General features: G+C 62.3%; 20 protein-coding genes and 1 pseudogene. 8 read left to right on the top strand and 13 right to left on the bottom strand.

Translation table 11 applies throughout. The annotated features are described in order from the left end of the window. Nucleotides 1–47: 47 nt before the first annotated feature. Entirely contained in the window at nucleotides 48–638 is a 591-nt protein-coding gene (locus CN933_RS02645) for a transglutaminase-like cysteine peptidase (protein ID WP_018095357.1), read from the bottom strand. Between the two features lie 170 nt (nucleotides 639–808). On the opposite strand from CN933_RS02645, the gene CN933_RS02640 reads away from it, so the two are divergent. Continuing rightward, nucleotides 809–1585 carry a hypothetical protein gene (locus tag CN933_RS02640; RefSeq protein WP_026168643.1) on the top strand — a complete coding sequence of 259 codons (777 nt, stop codon included), beginning with the start codon at nucleotides 809–811 and terminating at the stop codon, nucleotides 1583–1585. A gap of 301 nt (nucleotides 1586–1886) precedes the next feature. Further along, nucleotides 1887–2645, top strand: a complete 759-nt coding sequence (locus tag CN933_RS02635) for a thermonuclease family protein (protein ID WP_018095359.1) — start codon at nucleotides 1887–1889, stop codon at nucleotides 2643–2645. Between the two features lie 35 nt (nucleotides 2646–2680). Here CN933_RS02635 and CN933_RS02630 read toward each other — a convergent pair whose 3' ends face one another. From CN933_RS02630 to CN933_RS02605, 6 genes are all read right to left on the bottom strand, one after another. Then, entirely contained in the window at nucleotides 2681–3580 is a 900-nt protein-coding gene (locus CN933_RS02630) for an aminoglycoside phosphotransferase family protein (protein ID WP_018095360.1), read from the bottom strand. A 151-nt stretch (nucleotides 3581–3731) separates the two neighbouring features. Beyond that, nucleotides 3732–4391: an aspartate/glutamate racemase family protein gene (locus CN933_RS02625; RefSeq protein WP_018095361.1), complete on the bottom strand. Its 660-nt coding sequence runs from the start codon at nucleotides 4389–4391 to the stop codon at nucleotides 3732–3734. Next, complete coding sequence (locus tag CN933_RS02620; protein WP_018095362.1) at nucleotides 4388–5848, bottom strand: MFS transporter; 1461 nt, start codon at nucleotides 5846–5848, stop codon at nucleotides 4388–4390. Before CN933_RS02620 ends, CN933_RS02625 begins: the two co-directional genes overlap by 4 nt. A gap of 213 nt (nucleotides 5849–6061) precedes the next feature. Beyond that, nucleotides 6062–6904 carry a MurR/RpiR family transcriptional regulator gene (locus CN933_RS02615; protein ID WP_018095363.1) on the bottom strand — a complete coding sequence of 281 codons (843 nt, stop codon included), beginning with the start codon at nucleotides 6902–6904 and terminating at the stop codon, nucleotides 6062–6064. A gap of 83 nt (nucleotides 6905–6987) precedes the next feature. Further along, complete coding sequence (locus tag CN933_RS02610; RefSeq protein ID WP_018095364.1) at nucleotides 6988–8256, bottom strand: NAD(P)/FAD-dependent oxidoreductase; 1269 nt, start codon at nucleotides 8254–8256, stop codon at nucleotides 6988–6990. A 133-nt stretch (nucleotides 8257–8389) separates the two neighbouring features. After that, nucleotides 8390–8854 carry an Lrp/AsnC family transcriptional regulator gene (locus tag CN933_RS02605; RefSeq protein ID WP_003533799.1) on the bottom strand — a complete coding sequence of 155 codons (465 nt, stop codon included), beginning with the start codon at nucleotides 8852–8854 and terminating at the stop codon, nucleotides 8390–8392. A 200-nt stretch (nucleotides 8855–9054) separates the two neighbouring features. On the opposite strand from CN933_RS02605, the gene CN933_RS02600 reads away from it, so the two are divergent. Then, entirely contained in the window at nucleotides 9055–9759 is a 705-nt protein-coding gene (locus CN933_RS02600) for an aspartate/glutamate racemase family protein (RefSeq protein WP_018095365.1), read from the top strand. Between the two features lie 105 nt (nucleotides 9760–9864). Here the strand turns inward: CN933_RS02600 and CN933_RS02595 are convergent, their stop codons facing one another. Next, nucleotides 9865–10269: a winged helix-turn-helix transcriptional regulator gene (locus CN933_RS02595; RefSeq protein WP_018095366.1), complete on the bottom strand. Its 405-nt coding sequence runs from the start codon at nucleotides 10267–10269 to the stop codon at nucleotides 9865–9867. Between the two features lie 164 nt (nucleotides 10270–10433). Here CN933_RS02595 and CN933_RS02590 point away from each other — a divergent pair, with 164 nt between their 5' ends. After that, nucleotides 10434–11321 carry an SDR family oxidoreductase gene (locus tag CN933_RS02590; protein ID WP_018095367.1) on the top strand — a complete coding sequence of 296 codons (888 nt, stop codon included), beginning with the start codon at nucleotides 10434–10436 and terminating at the stop codon, nucleotides 11319–11321. Between the two features lie 114 nt (nucleotides 11322–11435). On the opposite strand, the gene CN933_RS02585 is transcribed toward CN933_RS02590, so the two are convergent. The 4 genes from CN933_RS02585 to CN933_RS02570 form a co-directional block, all read right to left on the bottom strand. After that, complete coding sequence (locus CN933_RS02585; protein ID WP_018095368.1) at nucleotides 11436–11858, bottom strand: DUF983 domain-containing protein; 423 nt, start codon at nucleotides 11856–11858, stop codon at nucleotides 11436–11438. Nucleotides 11859–12046: 188 nt separating this feature from the next. Continuing rightward, entirely contained in the window at nucleotides 12047–13465 is a 1419-nt protein-coding gene (locus CN933_RS02580) for an aminotransferase-like domain-containing protein (protein ID WP_102761215.1), read from the bottom strand. Between the two features lie 107 nt (nucleotides 13466–13572). Further along, nucleotides 13573–15588, bottom strand: a complete 2016-nt coding sequence (locus tag CN933_RS02575; protein ID WP_018095370.1) for an acyltransferase family protein — start codon at nucleotides 15586–15588, stop codon at nucleotides 13573–13575. Between the two features lie 243 nt (nucleotides 15589–15831). Beyond that, on the bottom strand, nucleotides 15832–16584 hold the full coding sequence (locus CN933_RS02570) for a pyridoxine 5'-phosphate synthase (protein WP_018095371.1): 753 nt from the start codon (nucleotides 16582–16584) through the stop codon (nucleotides 15832–15834). Between the two features lie 203 nt (nucleotides 16585–16787). Between CN933_RS02570 and CN933_RS02565 the strand changes: the two are divergent. From CN933_RS02565 to CN933_RS02550, 4 genes and pseudogenes are all read left to right on the top strand, one after another. Continuing rightward, nucleotides 16788–17398: pseudogene (locus tag CN933_RS02565) on the top strand (DUF899 family protein). Between the two features lie 229 nt (nucleotides 17399–17627). Next, entirely contained in the window at nucleotides 17628–18734 is a 1107-nt protein-coding gene (locus CN933_RS02560; RefSeq protein ID WP_102761214.1) for a hypothetical protein, read from the top strand. 290 nt (nucleotides 18735–19024) lie between these two features. Then, nucleotides 19025–19264 (top strand): glycine zipper 2TM domain-containing protein, encoded by a 240-nt coding sequence (locus CN933_RS02555; RefSeq protein ID WP_018095373.1) that lies wholly within the window; start codon nucleotides 19025–19027, stop codon nucleotides 19262–19264. A gap of 17 nt (nucleotides 19265–19281) precedes the next feature. Further along, on the top strand, nucleotides 19282–19635 hold the full coding sequence (locus CN933_RS02550) for an EF-hand domain-containing protein (protein ID WP_018095374.1): 354 nt from the start codon (nucleotides 19282–19284) through the stop codon (nucleotides 19633–19635). Nucleotides 19636–19662: 27 nt separating this feature from the next. On the opposite strand, the gene CN933_RS02545 is transcribed toward CN933_RS02550, so the two are convergent. Then, nucleotides 19663–20358 (bottom strand): hypothetical protein, encoded by a 696-nt coding sequence (locus CN933_RS02545; protein ID WP_018095375.1) that lies wholly within the window; start codon nucleotides 20356–20358, stop codon nucleotides 19663–19665. Between the last annotated feature and the right edge of the window lie 3 nt (nucleotides 20359–20361).

Genomic DNA, 20361 nt, shown 5'->3' with positions numbered 1-20361 from the left:
CGCAGTAGCGGTTTTCCCGCCCTGGAAAAGCGCCCATTCAGTCGAAATCAGATATTTTGGGCGCCTGCGATCAATTCCCAGCGCTTGCCGTTCGACTGGGATTGTCGGGCGAAGTAATTATAAGGAGTGCGTGACCAATCTCTGACCGAGTTGGTCCTGTTGTCGAGCACAAGGTCACCTTCGCTCGTGCGGACGGTGAGAACCGTGTGGCCCTCTCCGCGATAACGCGCAACCGTGAGTAGCAGAGCCGAGGCCGGCCAACCCCGCTTCAGAAGCTCCCGCTTCTTCAGAATTGCGAAGTCCTCGCAGTCTCCGTAGGCGGTCGGCACACGCCAATCGTCGTCCTTGCCGACATTTGCGCGGTCGCTGCGTTCGCGGATGCTTGCATTGACGGTGCTGTTGATCTGTTTGAGCTCGCTGATCTTTTCCGGCGCGAGAACGACGGCCTTCTTGCCGCCGCCAGTGTTGCAGAGCCGCGGCTCGCGGGCGCAGAAGGATGCGAAGGCCGGCGGCGCGAAGGCCTTGCCGGCGGTCCTCATGGTTGTACCGGCATCGGCAGCCCCAGGGGCCGCGATCAGCAACAAAAAGACTGTCTGCGCAATGAAGCGTTTCACGAGGCGTTCTCCAACGACGGACATAAGTCTCCCGGTCCGCCGTAGAGACTAGCTAAGATAGATTAAGCCATGGTTGATAACCCGAAATGAGGCAGTGATATGGCCATCTACTAACAATTCGTAAGTTGACCACAGGTAATTTTAATTCAATTCTAAAAAGTATTTTTAAAGTTAATGTTATTAGGAGTATAGAAATGAAAAGAATTAATAGATCGATATTTCGGACATTTTTCATACTATCCACGGCCACGATAGGAGCCGTAATCGTTACGACGGATGCGGATGCAGTACAGCGCCAGCGCATGACTGCGCGTCAGTGCAGTCCGCTTTCGGAAGACAACTTCGCGGCATGTTGCGTTGCAATAAACCGGTCGAAGATTCTCACCCCCGCGCAGATTAAGATGTGTCCGCCCCTGACGACGGCGACCATTGGTGCGGGCACCGGACGCCACGATCGCAGTGACTCCACTGCAAGCGGTCCGACGAGAGGCGGCGGCAAGAGCGGTGGCAACAAGGGCGGCGGCGCTGGTGGCGGCGGCGGCGGTGGCGGCGGCGGTGGCGGCGGCGGCGGCGGCGGCGGCGGTGGCGGTGGCGGTGGCGGCGACAACGGCGGTGGTGGTGGTCAGGATCCCGGCAAGGGTGACCAGGACAATGGCAAAGGTGATCAGGACGGCGGTAAGGGCGGCCAGGACAACGGGAAGGGCGGCCAGGACGGCGGCAAGGGCCATCAGGACAACGGCAAGGGTAACCAGGACGGCGGCAAGGGCCACCAGGACAACGACAAGGGCAACCAGGACGGCGGCAAGGGCCACCAGGACAACGACAAGGGTAACCAGGACGGCGGCAAGGGTAACCAGGACGGCGGCAAGGGTAACCAGGACAACAATAAGGGCGATCAGGACGGCCAAGGCAAAGGCGGGAAGGACAAGGGCGGAAAGGACAAAGGCGGGAAAGCCAAGGGCGATAAGTAAGCAGCCGCGGCCATGGCCGCGGTGACGGAAGTCCCTGGCATCAGCGAGAACAGCGATCGCGACCGTCGACGGCTTACGGCCGGACTGGGAAAGTGACAAGCCGGGGCGCTTGTCCAGCAACGTCGACGGTAACCCTTGAAGGGCGGCTCCCGCAGGTGCCGCCCTTCCCTTTGGCAGCGGTGTCGTCAGAGCGGGATCAGGAAGAGTGTGTAAAACTGAAATGATTTGGCCCGTGCAGCGACGACAACCTTTCACTAACCCCTGGTCCCGATAATGCCGCCGCAATCGAGGACCGAATCCCATGACCAAGGCAAATTCCAAAAGACGAAAGCGCAGCACGGCCCGCAAGAGCAGCCGGAGCGGTATGGGCCGCTGGTATCTGGCGGCAGCAGTCATCGTCGGCGGGATTGTGGCCTACGAGCACCGGGGGGAATTAGGACATCTCCCCGGGGCATCGAAGCTGACCGCGCTGCTTTCGCACGCCGAGAAACCGTCCGAGAAAAAAGCGCAGGCGAAGATGCCGGCCGAGAAGAAACCGCCAAAAAAGGTGGAACTGGCGACCATTCCGATCCCTTTCCGTCCGAAGGATCAGACCGGGTCGATAGCGCCGAAGACCGCATTGATCCCGCCTGCACCCGTGGAACTACCGGTTAGGCAGTCTCTCGAACAGGCTAACCTGCGCCCGGCCGAGAGCGGCACCTTCTATTTCTGCGGCATCCGCCATGATAACTGCGTTCTCGACGGCGATACCTTCCTGTACCAGGGCCAGAGAATTCTCATCGCCGACATAGATGCGCCGGAAACGAAGCTCGCGAAATGCGACGAGGAACGGTCGCGCGGCTCTTATGCCAAGGCACGATTGCGAGAGTTGTTGAATTCCGGAAACTTCGCCCTCGTTGCATCCGAAGCCACCCCGGGCGACGAGCCCGGCAAGCGGCGGCTCGTCGTCAGGAACGGCAGATCCCTCGGAGACATCCTCATATCGGAAGGGCTCGCCAGAAAGCGAACCGGGCACCCACAGTCGTGGTGCGGCCAGTCCACCGCGCGCGTTTCCGGTTGAACCGTGGCGGCCACAGGACACGGGAATGAAGTTCGCTACCCATAGCGGCGGTGATCTGACAGAACCGCATCGATGACCCGCCGCGATTTTTCGATTTCCCGTCGATCGGTGCCCGGCATCTCGACGGCAACGATCAGCGCCTTCCACAAGGTCCATCCACGGCCACGCGCCCAGGTCTCTTCGTCGAGCGGAAGGGCGTCCCGGAATGCGGCGCGGCTTGTTTCATCGAACATCGTCCAGGAGATCGACAGGTCGCACGCCGGATCGCCGACGCCTGACGTGCCGAAATCGATCACGGCGCTCAACTGGCCGTTTTCGACCAGGAGGTTGCCGGAGGCGACATCGCCATGGAACCAGACGGGAGCATTGTTCCACGCGGAGCCAAGCGCCACCTCCCACACCACACGTGCGGTGGCAACGTCGATCCTGCCCTCGAGCGCTTCGAGTGCCCGGCGCGTTTCGTGGTCGTAGACGGCCAAAGGACCGCCTCGGAAGAAATTGTGTTGCCCGGGCGGCGGACCGCTCCGCGCGTCGATCCGTTGCAGCGCAGCCAGGAATTCACCGAGGGTCGTCGCAAAACTGCCGAGGTCGGTGATGGGCGCATGGGTCGCGGTCTCGCCCGGTAGCCATCGATAGACGGACCAATGCCACGGATAGCCCCTGCCCGGCCGCCCGATGGCCAAAGGCGCAGGAATACGCAACGGCAGGTACGGCGCAAGACGAGGCAGCCAATGTTGCTCCTTTTCCACTTGAAGCGCGTAATGGGCGGCGCTCGGCAACCGCACGTTCATAACGTCGCCCAGGTGGAAGGTCCTGTTGTCCCACCCACCGAACTTGACCGGTCTTATCGGCAGGTCCGCCCATTGCGGAAACTGCTCGGAAATCAACTGTTCGACGAGAGCTGTACTGATTTCGGGCGTTTCGGCGGAAGACATCGAATGTCCGCTTCCCTGATCACGGTGATTGGTAGACTGCCGGGAGGAGCAGGATCGCTTCGATGGCTCAATGAGACGGTGGAACGATCCGGCTGGACCGAATTAAGATCATGAAACGTGACGGTTTCCAAGTTCCGCCCGGAACTTGCCCTCAGGCATCGACCTGCAACAGCCCGAGAACCCGCGTTACGGCGGACGGGATAGGACCGATGACGGGCACATCGAATAGCGGCTGCAGCTGCTCCGCCGCCTGTCCGAGCGGGCCGCCGCCGATGATGACTGCCTCCGCCCCATCAAGGTCGACGGAGGCGCGAACTGCGTGCCAGAGCGAGGTCCGCAGGCGCTCCTCGTCTCTGGATACGGCGAGCGGATCGCCTGGCGTGCAGCGGATGCCGGAGTAGAGATGGGAAAGCCCCAGATGCCGTGCCCGCTCTGCGATCGCATCCGCGAGGTCGGGCGTCGTGGTTGCAACGCCGAACCGTCGTCCATCCTGCGAAGCCTCCAGCATCGAAGCTTCGCAGATGCCCACGACGGGAATGCCGACACGCTCCCGGAGCAGGGCAAGGCCGGGATCGCCAAAGGCGCTGACGATGATCCCGAGGCAGCCCGGCTCGTGTCTGGTGCCGATTTCCACCACCTCGTCGGCGGCGGCTGCCAGTTCGTCCGGCTTCAGGATCATCCGGGGACTGCGCCTGGCCGTGGCGCTTGCCACGGCCAGGCGTCCATTCGCAGCCTTGTGCGCGATGGAGGCCATCATCTCGCTCGTCGCCTGCGAGCTGTTCGGGTTGATCAGCAGAAGATGGAAGTTCACGTTCTGAGCTCCGCGACGACTGGCCCCTGCTGCGCCGCCTTCGGCTGATCGGCCTCCGCCGGCAGCGAGAGATCCTCCATCGATCGGCCGTAGGTTTCCGGGCCAAGCTGGATGCAGAATGCGAAGACCGCATACATTCCCGCAGCAAGCCCGAAGACGCCGATCATTCCGTAGCTGTCGAACAGCATGCCGGAAATCGTCGGCACGAACGAGCCGGCCGCCGATCCCGTTGCCAGAATGAGGGCCACCCCGAAGGCGCGAATTCTCGTCGGGAACAGTTCCGGCGCATAGATCCAGATCGACGTGTTGAGCAGCAGGACGAAGAACTGGAAGATGGCTCCGAACAGGAGAACGAGATAGATATTGGTGCCGAGAGCGACGATCGACACCGCCGCAAGGCAGGCGAGCGCCGCACCCACGGTCAGCACCTTCTTGCGCGGCAGATAGTAGCCGAACATCGAAGCGGCGATCGCACCGAGGACGCTGCCGCTCTGGATGATCATGCTGTAGAGCAGGCTGCCGGAGAGCGTATAGCCCATCGACACGAAGATGACGGGCATCAGCGTCAAGACCGACAATTGCGCGCCATAGCTCATGAGAATGGCGATCGCTACCGGTATGGTCCGCCCGATGAAGGGTGCTCGGAAGAGTTCCCGCCAGTCGCTCTTCTCGGTGGCCTCGTCCGTCATATGATCTGTCGTCAGGTATTCCTGCACCACGAGATTGCGCGGTTTCAACGAGCCTGAGGCCAGGATGGACAGTACCTTGTTCGCCTCGCCGATCCTGTTCTTCGAGGCAAGGAACCGCGGCGTCTCCGGTACAAAGCGGCGATAGAAGACGACCAGAAGCGCCGGCAGCGCCAGTGACGCAAATAGCCAGCGCCAGCTGTTCTCTCCCGGGAAAAGCGTAAATATCAGCAGGCCGAATGCCGGCGCCAGGAAGTTGCCGAACCCGCCGGCGCCGACATTCACGAGACCCGCCGCCGTGCCGCGAAACTTCGGCGAGCAGAATTCCGAGAGCATCGTCACCGCCGTCGAGATTTCGCCGCCGACGCCGAAGCCGACGATCGCGCGGGCAAAACAAAGCATGGTGAAGTTCGGCGCCATCGCGCAGGCCGCCGAGCCGATGGTGAAGAGCAGGAGATTGACGGTCAGCATCACCCGCCGGCCGTAGCGGTCGCCGAGAATGCCCGACAGCAGTCGCCCGACCGCGGCGCTGCCGAAGGTGATCGTGTTGAGAAACCCGATGTCCGTGCCGGTAAGGCCCCAGTGCTCCTTGAGAATGGGACCGGCGACGCCGATCGTGTTCTGTTCGAAGCTGTCGAACAGGCAACCGATCAGGACGAGGGCGAGAATCTGCTTGTGCGCGCCGGTAACGCCGATTTTGGTGAAAGCCGATTCCAGTTGTCGAATGACCGGCGAACTCCCGCCGGTCGGCACCATATTTTCCGCTGCCATTGTTGTTCCCCTTGTGGTTGAACGAGCGTGAAAACTTAGTTTCTCGATCATACACCACGAAACTGCAGTTTCATAGCCCGAATCCACAGGGGGCGACGGAGAGGAATTCCTGCCCTTCCGGCAGGCTTGGCCTCCACGAACATGGCGTTCCGGCCGGGGCCTATCGATGGCGAGCTTCGTGCGCCAAGCCGTTGCGATCCGTACTGCGCGGGCTCACAGCTCTTCCAGCGTGTCGTTCAGTGCCTCGATACCGCGCAGCCGGTTCCGGCCGGCAACGCCTGCGGTCTCGATGCAGCGTGTGGTCAGGAGATGGCAGAGCGCCATCACCGACACATGGTTGAAAAGCGGCCCCGGCGCCAGGGTCTGGCAACGGAAGTGCCAAGCCGCACCGCTCAGGAGAGGCACGCCTTCATCGGTGATGTAGAGCAACTTCGCCTTGGTTCTTTCCACCTGCGCCATGAGTTGCTCCATCAGAGCGACGCGGCGCCGCAGACCGAAGAGAACGACGACGTCGTCGGGCGCGATGCTGACCAGATGCTCGCCGAGCGTCTGCCCGCCTCCGGGAATGGCAGCGATGTTTTCGATCACCTGGGTGAGCTGCCATTGCAGATAGGTCGCAAAGGAATGGCTGGCGCGAAAGCCGATGACCCACACCTTGCGGGCCTCCAGGATGGCTGTGGCAGCCGCATCGATCTCAGCCTCGCCGATCGCAAGGAAGGTGGCCTCCAGATTGGCGACGCCCTGGGCGACATGCGCTGCGACCGATTGCCGGCCGTCGGCATCGGTGGCGGTCGCCAGGAAAAGGCGCGACCCGGTCTGCTTGTCCGCGCGCGCGTGCCGCCGCGCTTCCTCGTAGTTTTCGTAGCCGAGGCGCTGAACGAAGCGCGACACGGTCGCTTTCGATACATGGGCCAAAGCCGCCAGCTCCTGCGCGGAATAGCTCGCTATCTCCCCCGGAAAATCACAGAGGAAATCGCCAAGCCGCCGCTCGGCCGGGTGCAACTCGGGTAGAATTTCGCGGACGCGAGCGAGGAAGGAACGTTCTTTGGCGGCCATTGGCACTCCCATGAAACTGTCGTTTCACGGGACTGTCCGATTTTCGTCCGGCCTTGGCAATAGGTGGAAGATCCGCCCCGCGGTCACCTCTCCTCCCGAAGCGTATCCTTCTGCGTTATCAGGCGGGCGCTGTGCTGACCGCTCAGATATGTCCATAGCCAGCTCCAGGCCACGGCAAAGCGGCTGCGGGTACCGATCAGGAAATAGATGTGGGCAATGCCCCAGATCCACCAGGCAAGCGACCCCTTGAGCTTGATCCGGCCGAAATCGATGATCGCCGCGCGCCTGCCGATGGTGGCCAGGCTTCCCTGGTGCCGGTAGCGGAACGACCCCGGCGCCGGAGAGCCCGTGAAGCGGCCACGGATCACCTGGGCGACGTAGGCCCCCTGCTGCTTGGCCGCGGGCGCGATGCCGGGCACCGGCTTGCCGTCTTCCTGGATGACGGATGCCGTATCGCCGATGACGAAGATGTCCGGATGGCCCGGCGCGGTCAGATCGGGCCCGACCTTAACGCGGCCGGCGCGGTCCGCGTCGGCGCCGATCCATTTGGCGGCGGGCGAGGCCTGGACCCCCGCCGCCCAGACGAGCGTCCGGCTCGCGACGAAGCTCTCGCCTATCGTGACCCCCTCCTCGGTGCAGTCGGTCACCGGCGTGCCCGTCAGCACCTCGACGCCAAGCTTCTCCAGTTCGCGGGAAGCATAGGCGGAAAGCTCTTCGCTGAAGGCGGGAAGAATGCGCGGGCCGGCTTCGACGAGCACCACGCGCGCCAGACGCGTATCGATCCGGCGGAACTCGCCGGGCAGTGTTCTATGGGCCATTTCGGCAATGATGCCCGCAAGCTCGACCCCGGTCGGTCCTGCGCCGATGATCGTGAAGGTCAGCAGTGCATCGCGCCTGGCGGGGTCCTCCTCCACCTCCGCCTGCTCGAAGGCGATGAGCACGCGGCGGCGAATGGTCGTCGCATCCTCCAGGGTCTTGAGCCCAGGCGCGACCGCCGCCCATTCGTCATGGCCGAAATAGGCGTGCGTTGCGCCGGTCGCCAACACCAACGTGTCGTAGGGGATCGATTGCCCATGCACGAGCGTCACTTCCTTCGCAGTCGTATCGACGCCCGCTACCTCGCCGAGCAGCGTCGTCACCTCCTGTCGGTCGCGGTAGAGCCGGCGGATCGGCCATGCGATCTCCGAGGTTGCGAGCACCGTGGTCGCCACCTGGTAAAGCAGCGGCTGGAAAAGGTGATGATTGCGCCGGTCGATCAGCGTGACCCTGACCGGCGCACCCTTGAGGTCGTTGACGAGTTGCAGCCCGCCGAAACCTCCGCCGACCACGACGACATGATGTCTTTCCTGCATGGTCTTCCGTCCTGTTCCTCATCCGCTCACATCGAGCTGGCAACACTGTTGAACTCCACACGCGGGAGCGCAAGCCGTCGCCCGGCATGGCTGCATTGCATCCGCGAATGGTCTTCGCGGACGTTTCGCCGGCCTACTCCGCATAGCCGACGGGCACTGCGGTACCACTTTTCAGGACTTCCATCGAAATCGATGCGGAAACGTCGAAAAGCTCCACCTTCCGCACGATCTGCTTGTAGACGACGTCGTAATGTTCGACCCGCGGCAGAACCACCTTGACGATGTAATCGTAATTGCCGGTCAGCCGGTGCGCCTCGACGATCTCCGGAATGTCGCTGATCGCCCTGCGGAACTTTTCGATCCAGTCGTCGGAATGATGCGCCGTCTTGATCAGCGCAAAAACCGTGGTCGGCACGCCCATCCTTTCCCGGTCGAGGACGACGATGCGCCGGGTGACATAGCCGGCCTCCTCCAGCCGCTGAATGCGCCGCGAGCAGGCGGAAAGCGAAAGACTCACCCTCTCGGCAAGGTCGCCCATGGCGACGCTCGCATCCTGCTGCAGAAGCATGAGCAGCTTCCGGTCTCTCTCGTCAAGCACGCTCCGACTCCTTGCTCTTGCCATAGAGTGCGCCGAAATTTTTCGCGGCATTCGGATTCGGGCGCAAACGGCTTGCTAAAATCTGGCCAAGCGCCGATCAAAGCAAACACATGCAACCGGGCCCGCACGATAATCTAGCAATGGAACGGGGAACGTGGCGAAGCGTTCCCGACGGCCAAAGGGCAGCAGCAGGAACGACGATGGAAATGCGGAAAATCGGCCTCATCGGCGGCATGAGCTTCGAAAGCTCGGCAGTCTATTACCGCTTGGTCAACGAGGCCGTACGCAAACGACGTGGCAAATTACATTCGGCGGAAGTGCTTCTGCATTCCGTCGACTTCCAGCAGATCGTGGACCTGCAGAGAGCCGGCCATTGGGACGACGCCGCCCTGCTTCTCTCCGGTGTCGCCCGCGGGCTCGTCGCCGGCGGCGCGGACTGCATCCTGATCTGCAGCAATACCATGCACATCATTGCCGACGCGGTGCGTGCCTCGGTCGATGTCCCCTTGATCAACATCATCGACGAAACGGCACTGCGCCTGAAGGCCGCCGGCAGCCGCAAGCCCCTGTTGCTCGCCACACGCTACACGATGGAACACGGCTTCTATGCGGAGCGCATGAAGACACATGATATCGACCTGATGGTACCCGATGCCGATGGCCGGACACTCACCCACAACGTGATCTTCGACGAGCTCTGCGCAGGCCAGGTGCTGAACGTTTCGCGCTCGGCAGTGATCGGGCTCGTCGAGAAAGCAAAGGCGGAGGGTGCGGACGCCGTCATTCTCGGCTGCACCGAAATCTGCCTGCTTCTCGATCCGGCCGAATTGCCGCTCCCAGGCTTCGATTCCACTGCCATCCATGCGGAGGCGGCGGTCGAATTCTCGCTTGGCGACCGGCAGTAAGCTGCTCTGCCTAAAGGCGCTGATTTAGCAGGCCCGCCGCAGCACCGAGAGCGATACCGATCGCTATGAGCGTGGCGTTGCCATAGGCCTGTGGCGACAATCCGCCTATGGCGTGTCGTCGTACTCTGCCCGCGCCTGCCGGATAGCCTGGTGGTTCTCCAGCGACCAGTCGACGAAGACCCTTAGCACGACAAGAAACGAGCGCCCGAGATCCGTAAGGCTGTATTCCACGCTCGGGGGCTGCGTCGGGTAAACGGTACGGCGCAGATAACCATCACGCTGCAGATCCCGTAGCGTCTGGGTCAGCATCCGCTGTGAAATGTCCGGGATGAGCCGCCTGAGCTGCGAGAAGCGCAAAGGACCGTCGGCGAGCGACAGAATCATCAGCGAGTTCCACTTACCGCCGATATTGTCCATCACGTCCCGCACCGGACAATTGTCGATGTCCATAGGCATGCCGCAGACGACTGCCACCCGCTTGCCCTTCAACGTGCCCGATGCCTTGGTCATGGCGGTACCCTTTCCGTAACCACGGCAGAAAAAACTGCCTCCTTTACAGCTCTTAGCAGATCAAGGGATAAGAGCAACTCTCAAAAAGAGACCAGCTTTCGGGATGAGATCATGTGGACAGGACATGCTGAACGACGCGCTGGAGTGGAAACGAAAGGAAAATCATGTCTGGAAGACTGCTCGTAACCGGCGCCGCCGGACAGTTCGGCAAACTCGTGCTCGATGCGCTCCTGGCCTCCGGCAAGACGAAGCCGGCCGATATTACCGCCACCAGCCGGGACATCGCCAAACTGGCGGACTACGCAGCGAAGGGCGTCGAGACCCGTGCCGCCGACTTCGACGATCCGGCCTCGCTCGAGCGGGCCTTCGCCGGCGCCGACCGCATACTCATCATTTCGACGGATGTTCTCAACGAACCGGGCAAGCGTCTGAAGCAGCACCTTGCCGCCGTCGAAGCGGCCAGGAAGGCGGCGGTGAAGCACATCCTCTATACGTCGATGCCGCAGCCGGAAACCTCGGTGATCCCTTTCGCGTCCGATCATCTCGGCACCGAAGAAGCCATCAAGGCGACGGGAATTCCCTACACGATCCTGCGTAACGCCTGGTACATGGAAAACCTCCTCCTGTCGCTCCCGCACGCACTCGCGGCAGGACAATGGTTCTCCTCCGCCGGCGATGGCCGCATTTCCCACATCGGCCGCCGTGACCTTGCCGCGGCCGCCGCTTCCGCTCTACAGTCAAGCTCTACGGAAAGCCGCACTTACACCCTGACCGGACCGCAAGCCCTTACAACCGGCGAGATCGCCGCCCTTGTTGCCAAGGCCACCGGCAAGACGCTCGAGGTCGTCCACGTCTCTGACGAGGCATTGTCGGGCGGTCTCAAGAATGCGGGTCTCCCGGACTTCTTCGTCCCGATCCTCGTCTCCTTCGACGCCAATACCCGCAAAGGACATTTCGACATCGTGACCGACGACACCGCCGGGCTTACCGGAAGGCCCCCCATCGACCTCGCCTCCTTTCTGGAGGCGAATAAGTCGGCACTCGTCCACTGATCATGAGGAAGCGGCAGGCCCGGCAAACGACCGGGCCTTTTTAAAAGCGGGAGCAGAAGAATGCGCAGCTTTCCCTTCGGAATTCCGGTCCAATTCGAGGGTGGAGGTCGGTGTTCAGCGCAAGGCGGTCTCGCTCGAACTCTGCGGCGCGGACGCTGCGGCCCGGCGAGCTACCCTGCCCTCCTCGGCCTTGTAGAAATATTGGCTCGCCACCAACCAGCCCTTTAACGGCCTCAACGGCGGAATACAGGTCAGGAACATGAACGGCCCGGTGACCAGGAGATGGACCCAAAGGGGTGCGCTGTATTGTACCTCCAGCCACACGCCGAGAAACACGCTCGGCACGCAGGCAAAGCAGATCACGAAGAAAGCAGGACCGTCCGCGGGATCGGCGAAGGAATAGTCCAGGCCGCAGACTTCGCATCCTTGCCTGAGCTTCAGGAAGCCGTCGAACAAATGCCCCTGGCCGCAACGGGGGCAGCGACCTCGTAATCCCGTATGCAGCGGCGACAGAGGCGGCCACTCATGATCCGACATCGTTCTTCCTTTCAGTCTTCTGCATGCCCCCGCAAACCCGCAAGCTTGGGAGACGTTCCCGCCGACCAGGCACTAGCCGCTTCGTCGGCTCCCCAAAAGATGACATACAAAGCATACAAGAACAATAAATTGTATGCATACCGGGGCGCGGCAATTCCACGCAGCACCTTCGCGCGGGAGTATCACCCTTAAACGATGAGGTTTCGGGCCGCCGGCGACTGAGCGAGGAGACCGGCGATGACCTCCAGGCTGTGCCGCAGTTCATCGCGTGTCCGCGCAGACCCCAGACCGAGCCGGACGGCTTCCGGTGGGTCGGAGATCGCGAAGGCATCGCTGGCGACGACGCCGATCCCGGCCGTTCGCAGCTGCGCCGTGAACTCGCCGCGGTTCCAGCGGGAGGGCAGCTTCAGCCAGAGATGAAATCCCTCGCGATCGGCGAGAAGATCGGCGTCCTCGAGGCTCTTGATCGCGATCTGCTGGCGCGCGCCGGCTTCCGTCCGGATCGCTCCCAGAACCGCTTGCGCCGTTCCTTCCTCCAGCCAGCGCGTGGCGATGGCCGCCGAAAGCGGAGACGTCATGCCGACTGTCGCTCGGATCGCCCCTTCGAGGCGGACGGCCGCCGATCGATCGGGCGCGACGAGATAGGCGATGCGGAGCGCCGGCGAGAGGCACTTGGCAAGCCCTGCTATATGAAAGACGAGGTCCGGCGCGAGCGCGGCCAGTGGCGGAACGGGGTTCGCGGGCAATGCGCCATAGGCGTCGTCCTCGATCACGGCCACGCCGTGACGGCGTGCAATCGCGACGATCGCCTCGCGGCGCTCGAGCGGAAGCGTCGCGGTCGTGGGATTGTGAAGGGTCGGATTGCAGTAAAGCGCCTTCGGCTTGTGCCGGGCGCACGCCTCCTCGAACGCGTCGGGCAATATCCCGTTTCGGTCGATCCGGACGCTCACGAGCTCGATACCCATATGCGCCGCCAGTGAGCGGAGGCCCGGATAGGTGAGCGCCTCGGCGCAGATCCTGTCGCCCTTCGTCGCCAGCACCCCGACGCTCGCAAGCAGAGCCCCTTGCGCTCCTGTACAGACGACCAAGCGATCGGCTCGAAGGTCGCCGAGCCGCGGCTTGAGCCAGGCTGCACCGGCAGCCCTGTCCCGCTCCGTGCCGCCGACGGGCTGGTAGCGCATCAGCAGTTCGGGATCACGTTGGTCGAGAGGCGCAACATCCATCCACATTCTCTCCGACAGGGCTGGGTCGTCGAAGAGCGGCGGCAGGTTCATGCTCATGTCGACGAGACCGCCCAGCAGGCCGCCCGCCAGGCCGCCCGATGAGGGACGTGCGGCGCTCCGGCGCCGAGCCGTGACGTAGGTACCCTGCCCCACCCGACCCTCGACCAAACCGCGCCGGCGCGCTTCGTTGTAGGCCCGGCTGACGGTTGTGAAGTCGATGCCGAGCGCGGCCGCCAGCGCGCGCTGCGGTGGCAGGCGCACTCCCCCCTTCAGTCGACCCGCCGCGATGTCCGCGGCGATCTCGTCGGCAATTGCGAGATACAGCGGTCCTCGCGCTTGGCCGAGCGCCGGCATCCAGGAAACCTCCACGCGATCCACGTCCATCGTAGCCTTTCGAGTCTTACAATGTATGGATATTGCATGGACGGAGTTTGGCGCGCAAGATCGTCCTGGTAGAGAGAGCTGGAGCGCGCGGCTTTCCGGCGATACGACTAGCCGGGCCTGAGCCGGCGATTGGTGTCGCTCGGCATCAGATCCTTGAACATCCTCGGCACGATGGTCATCGCACCGTAAACGCTAAGGTGGTCGTCGTCGGAATACAGGGGAATGCCGTTCTTCTCGACAGCGCAGACCGGATTACAGAGGAGCGGCACTGCACTGACGCGCTGTACGCCCGGGTCCTCGTCGGCAATGGCCAGGACCGAATTGGCCTTCGCACTGCGTGCATCTACCGCCTGCCGCGTTGGCGGAGGCGGCAGGTGGGCGTCGATGAGGCGGTGCAGCCCCAACGCGTGCGGAACGGACCAGCCGATCTCCGGTATCCCATCCACGATGACGACGCGCCGCCCGGTGTCGCGGATCTCCCGAACCGTCCTCAAAAACTCGCTCTTGAAAATCGCGTAGTTTCCGGCGGTGCCGTGGCTCGCCTCCTCGAAATCCAGACGGTCGAGGATTGCGGGGCGTCCCGTCTCGCCGGGATATCGTTTACCGTTCGCTGCGAGCGGCCAACGTGCGCTGAGGACGACGATCGGAAAATCATCGCTTTGTTCCAGCATCGCCATGATGGCCGCGTTGAAGGCGACGCAATCCCCGCTGTGTTTCTGATCCACCCGCTGCACGCCGAGGATCGGCGGGCATGCGCCCTTGAAGGCGACCGCGCCGCCTCGTTTCCGGCCGTCCATCAGGAAATCGAGGCCCGACAGAAGTGCCCCTGCATGGGAGTCACCCCATAGGAGCACGTCGTTCCTCCGATCCGAGGGCGAACTTGCTTCGCCTTCGATGCGGCACAGTCCGTCCTTAGGCAGCTTGCCGTCACACCGCCCGCGGCGCGCGTCGATATCGCGACTGCCAGCATAGGCAAGTCGGACATCCTGCGGAAGGCGTTCCGGAAAACCCTCCCGCAGGTCTACGACTGCTGAAACGACCGAGAGGACGGCAGCGCCGGCGAGCGCGGAGGCGAAAATGCGTTGCCGCGAAATTCCAATCGGCGGCCGACGACGGAAGGGCCTTTCGACCAGACGCCAGCTCGCGAAGGCACAGGCGAAGGAAAGGCCTATCGCAAGCGAAGCCTGCGCGTAAGGAAGGTCCAGCGTACCGAGGGTCAAACGAAAATAAACGATGATCGGCCAGTGCCAAAGGTAGAGCGAATAGGAGACGAGGCCGATCGCCACCGGCACCGGACTGGACAGAATGCGCGCTACGGCCGTCTGCCGTTGCTCGCCCGACCAGAGCAACGCCAGGGCTCCGAAGCATGGCAGCGCGGCGGCAATGCCTGGAAATGGCGTCGCGGCGCTATAGAGCGCGACGGCGATGAAGATTGCCGCGATCCCCGACAGCGCGATCGCCTCGACCAGATACGCGTTCCGGCAGGCCGGAAACACGCCGAGCGCCAGCAGCACACCGAGCCCAAGTTCCCAGGCCCGTGTCGGAGCAAAATAGAAACTCTCCTGCGGATAGGGACCCGTCGCCCAGACGGAAAGCAGGAAGGAGAAGATACAGAGACCGACAAGCGCACCGAGAACGGCCCTGCGCGGCCTCCCGTAGAGCCACCAGAGGAGCAGCGGCAGGACGATGTAGAACTGCTCTTCGACGGCCAGCGACCAGGTATGAAGCAGGGGTTCCAGATCCGCACTCGGAGCGAAGTAGTCGGAAGTGGAGAACCAGAACCAGACGTTCGAGGCGAACATCATCGTCGCCAGTGCCGAACGCGCAAGGCCGACCAGCATGTCCGGCAGAAGGAGAAGCACACCGGCAGCAAGGCACGTCGCCACGACGACGAAAAGCGCCGGCAATATTCGGCGGGCACGCCGCTCGTAAAACGTAGCAAGCGAAAAGCGACCTTCGGCAAGATCCTTATGGAGTATTCCCGTGATCAGAAACCCCGATATCACGAAAAAGATATCGACGCCCACGAACCCGCCGGAAAAACCCGGAATGCCGGCATGATACAAAACTACCGGCAGGACCGCGATCGCTCGCAGCCCGTCAATATCCTTTCGGTACTCCATCTGAGCAATCCTCGAGCACCTGCAATAAATTTATTCGAAATAACTTGATCGATAACGCTGTAGTGTGACCTCTATAATACAAGTGAAGCCCGAACTGAACTCAATTGCGTTGATCCGCCGCTTTTTTTTGCCTCAGCTGCCCGCAGTCGGCGCGCGCAGCTTCACATCAAAAGAGGTAAGCGCGAAAATCCCTCGTCAAAGCGACACGCAACAAGAGGCGCGCCGAGCTACTAATCCGTCGCCCTAAGCCGTCTCGCCACAGGCGCGGCGGAAGCGTCGTACGGTCTCGGCCATTCCGTATTCGAGCGCATCGGCCGTCAGCCCATGTCCGATCGAAACCTCGGCGAGTTCGGGAATGTGTTTGACGAGCAACGGCAGGTTGGCGACGGTCAGGTCGTGGCCGGCATTGACGGCCAGACCAAGGCCGATCGCGATCTCCGCGGTGCGGCCCAACTCGATCGCGATCCGCTCCGCCTTTTCCGGATCGTCGTAACAGCCGCCATAGGGTCCGGTATAGAGCTCTATACGGTCGGCCCCGGTCTCCTTGGCAAGCTTCAGCGCCTCCGGGTCGGGAACGCCGTCGGCAAACAGCGAGACGCGGAAACCTCTCTTCTTCAGCCGCCCGACGACGTTGCCGAGCAGGTTATGGCTCTTGCGAAAATCCCAGCCATGATCAGAGGTTGCCTGTGCCGGATCGTCCGGCACCAATGTCACCTGCTCGGGTTCGTGCCGCTCGACCAGTTCGAGGAAAGCCTCGTTCGGAAAGCCCTCCATGTTGAATTCCGCAGCCGGAAACTCGTCGTCGATCAGGTCGCGGATCGGCTGGAGATCGGAAAAGCGGATATGCCGCTGGTCCGGGCGCGGGTGGACGGTCAGTCCGCTCGCTCCCGCCTGCAAGGCGGTGCGGCCGAGGCCGGTCACAGACGGCCAGGGGAGATCGCGCCGGTTGCGCAGCATGGCAATGGCGTTGAGATTTACGGAGAGCTTTGCAGGCATATCGGAACTTTCAGACGAAACGCCCCAATTGAACGAGGGGCCGAATGATGGCTACGCTGCTGTTCTACCGCAGTTTTCAGGAAACCGAAATCGCTCTTTGCCCGCCCCATCACAGGACGCCTCTTTGACAGCGATCAGATAGGTTGATATCAACGTTACCGCCGATGATTGATAGATGCCGCAGTAACCGGAGGAGAGTGATCATGACGATGCAGACCACCGCTACGGAACTCGCAGCGCGCAACCGCGCCCGCTTTCCCAACGAAAGTCCCGACTACCGCCGGGCGCGTAACGCGCTTCTCGCCGAGGAGATCGAATTGAGGCGCCACATCGAGCGGGTGTCTTCGGCGACAAGGATACCCTCATCATCTACAGCTATATGTTCGGGCCGCAGCGCGAAAGGCCCTGCCCTATGTGCACCTCCCTGATGGCCGGCTGGGAGGGCAAGGTGCCCGATATCGAGCAGCGCGTGGCACTCGCCATGGTCGCCCGTTCGCCCGTGGAGAGACTGCTCGCCGCAAAGAAGGCCCGCGGCTGGACGCAATTGAAGGTTTACTCCGATAGCGACGGCGTCTTCACCCGAGACTATGTCAGTGCCGAGGATGAGGACGTTCCGGGCTATACCGTCTTCACGCGGAGAGACGGAAAGATCCGGCACTTCTGGAGTGCGGAGATCAGCGGCGAGATGGCCGATCCGGGTCAGGATCCGCGCGGCGCACCCGATCCCGACCCGTTATGGACCCTGCTCGACACCACGCCAGAGGGACGAGGTGCCGACTGGTACCCGAAACTCGAATATAGCAGCGGCGAGTGATCGCGCCGTTTTAGGGGCCGTCGCCTGCCCGTCCATAGAGGACCCGTGCAGGCGACGGCCTTGCGCGCCCGCCAATCCACGCATTTCTGCTGCGGAGCCCGAACGCGGACTTTTTGACGCGCGGCCTGACAACCACCATCTTTGGGCCTAAGTTTCGAATCAGGCTAAGGTTGCTTATGTTCTAAAACAATTTTCCGGCATTGAGCCGCATCTTTTCTTGGAGCCATCGATGACGCCAGCCGAAAGGCCATGCAATGAGACGATCCGGCGAGCGCTCGCGCGGATTCTCGACAGCAAGGGCTTTCAACGCTCCGAGCGGCTGCGCGCGTTTCTCGCCTATGTAGTGGAAAAGGAGATCCTCGGTGAAGGCGCCCAGTTGAAGGGCTATTCGATTGCCATCGATGTTTTCGGACGCAGCCAGACGTTCGATGCGGACAGCGATCCGCTTGTACGCGTCCATGCCGGCAAGTTACGGAAGCTGCTCAAGGCCTTTTACGAAACGGACGGCGCAGACGAAGAATGGCAGATCGCCATGCCCAAGGGGACCTATGTGCCGGAGTATCGCCGGCGGTCGTCCAGTGTCCCTGTGTCTTCAGGTCACGATACCGCGGGCGCCCGCAGCCGGCAGCCCGGGCGCAGGCCGCCCTGGCAGCCCGCCCCTTTCTCCTCTCCCTGGGCCGTGCTCACGGTGCTGCCGCTTCTCCTTTTCGTTCCTCTGCCGGCGTCGGAAATGTCGCTCGAGATCGATGCCGAGGCCAAGCTCGTCAATGGTCCTATGGCCGCCGTCAGGGGCCTTCCCTCTGTCAGCATCAGCGTGACCGGCCCGCAGCACAAGAGCACCGGACGGTTTGCCGCGCAGTTGCGCGAGGCAGCGCTTCGTCACGGAACGCTTGGGCAGGCAACCGCGTCCGACGGAGGCGGCGCGTCGGTTTCGGGCAATCAGGCGCTTGCATTCTCCATCGCGCTCATCTGGTACGATGCGCCTGCGGCCGGCATCCGGGTCACGCTTTCCCACGACGGCGAAGGCATCCCCCTGCGCCAGGACTTTATTACCGCGGACCGGCTCGATAGCGAGGCCGACATTCTCTACGAAAGCACCTCGCTTGCGGCACAGCTTTTTGCCCTGGACGGCGAAATCTATGCCCATGCCGCACTGGAAGGCCTGCAAAGCACGCTGATGCGATGCATGTCGGCGACCGCGCAGTACCGCAAGCTGCTGACGCGCGAAAGCTTTCAGGAGGCGTGGAACTGTCAGCAGAAACTAAAGCCGCTCAAGGGCGATGAGCCCTTCTTCATCCTCTCGGTCAGCAGTCCGCACAAGATCAACGGTCACTGAACTCTTCAGAGATCGTTCGTCATCCGGTGGGGCGCCCCTGAGCGGAATATGACCAGCTCATAATCACGGCCGACATCATGTGTTGCCATTGGTGATCGGTGGTCAACTGGCCCGAGAGTTGTTTTCACGCATAGGCAGCGGTAGTATTTGCCGTTAGTCCGCACGTCTTTCTGGATGGACCGCGTGTTCTGCCGAAAGGCAGCTATTCGGAAGCCCTTTTCCATTCGACGCCACTCGATGGCGCCTCCTACGATCTGTACTTGATACGGGCGAAATGCTTGGAGGAAGAAATGAAGAACTGCACGATCGCTCTCGCTCTCGCAGCCTGCTTCGCCTTGTCCGGCTGCCAAACCGCCTCGATGACCGGGGGGCGGACCGGTGAGTTCGGCTGCATCGCAGGCACCGTCGGTGGCGCGGTCGTCGGTGGTCTGGCCGGCGCGACCATCGGATCGGGAACCGGACAACTCTGGGCCGTGGGCGGCGGTGCCGTACTCGGCAGCGCGGCGGGCAGCGCCCTGACCTGCACCTGACCCAAAGGAACGGGGTGATGAAGAGACCAGTCCTCGTGGCGGCGTTCGCGCTTTGCCAGGTGATTGCAGCAGCGGCGCAGGATCAGCCGGTGGCCATGAACCAGGGTCAGATGAATCGTCTCGACCGTGACGGGAACGGCGCCGTCGACCGGCCGGAATACCAGGCCTTCATGACCTCGGCCTTCGCGAACCTGGACAGGAACAAGGATGGAAGCCTGCGCTCGGAAGAAGTGGCGCAGGTTCTGAACGCGCAGCAATTTGCCGCGACCGACGCCAATCGCGACGGGAAGCTCAGCCGAACCGAGTTCCTCAACAGGGTCATGGCCGACTTCAAATCAGCCGACAGAAGCGGCGACGGCAGCCTCCAATAGGCAGCGCCGCCGCTCGGCCAAGGATGCTCAGTCGCGATGCCGTTGCGGAGCCAGCGCCATCGTCTGCGCATAGGCCATGGGCGACCGGCTGCCGGGCATGTTCTCGTCGAGCACCAGGGTTTTCACGTCGTCGGAGCGAACGTCCAGCGCAATGACGCGCTCGAGCTTGTCGATCTGCCATACGGCGTAGCCGAGTTCGGGAACATATCCGCAGTCGCATCCGCAATCCCCGCCGAGGATCTCCCGCGGCTCTTCCGGCAGATACATGATCTGCGGCTTCGGCAACTTGTAGCAATGCCCCTCATAGGCATAGCCGTATATCACGCCGATGCTCTTGATGTATCGTTCGCCGCCCTTTTCGAAATTCTTCGCCGGTATGTTGACGCTGACCGGAAGCTGACTGAACTTCAGCTCATCATCGAAAATGGCCAGGACGATCTGCTGCTTTAAGATACCGGCGAGAACGTCGTTGTCGACCGTTCCGATCGCCGCCTCCTTTACTATTCTCACCAGCGTATTCAGGTCTTCGTCCCGAAGCGACGTTTCGCGTAGCGACGACTTGATTCTTTGGCGGATCTGCTCGTCCGTGATCTTGAATATTTCTTCTCGCGTTGCCGGTCGCCCGTAGAGGCGTACTTCGCTCGGATTGTAGGTATCGTAGATTGGTTTGGACAGGCCGTCCGGCTCTTTGCCCACCCCGGGATGGCTGCTGCAATTGCTCATCTT

Source organism: Sinorhizobium sp. M4_45 (assembly GCF_002885915.1).
Lineage (GTDB): Bacteria > Pseudomonadota > Alphaproteobacteria > Rhizobiales > Rhizobiaceae > Sinorhizobium > Sinorhizobium meliloti_A.
Note: the sequence above shows the minus strand (reverse complement) of the source record. Positions and strands in the feature narration are given on the sequence as shown.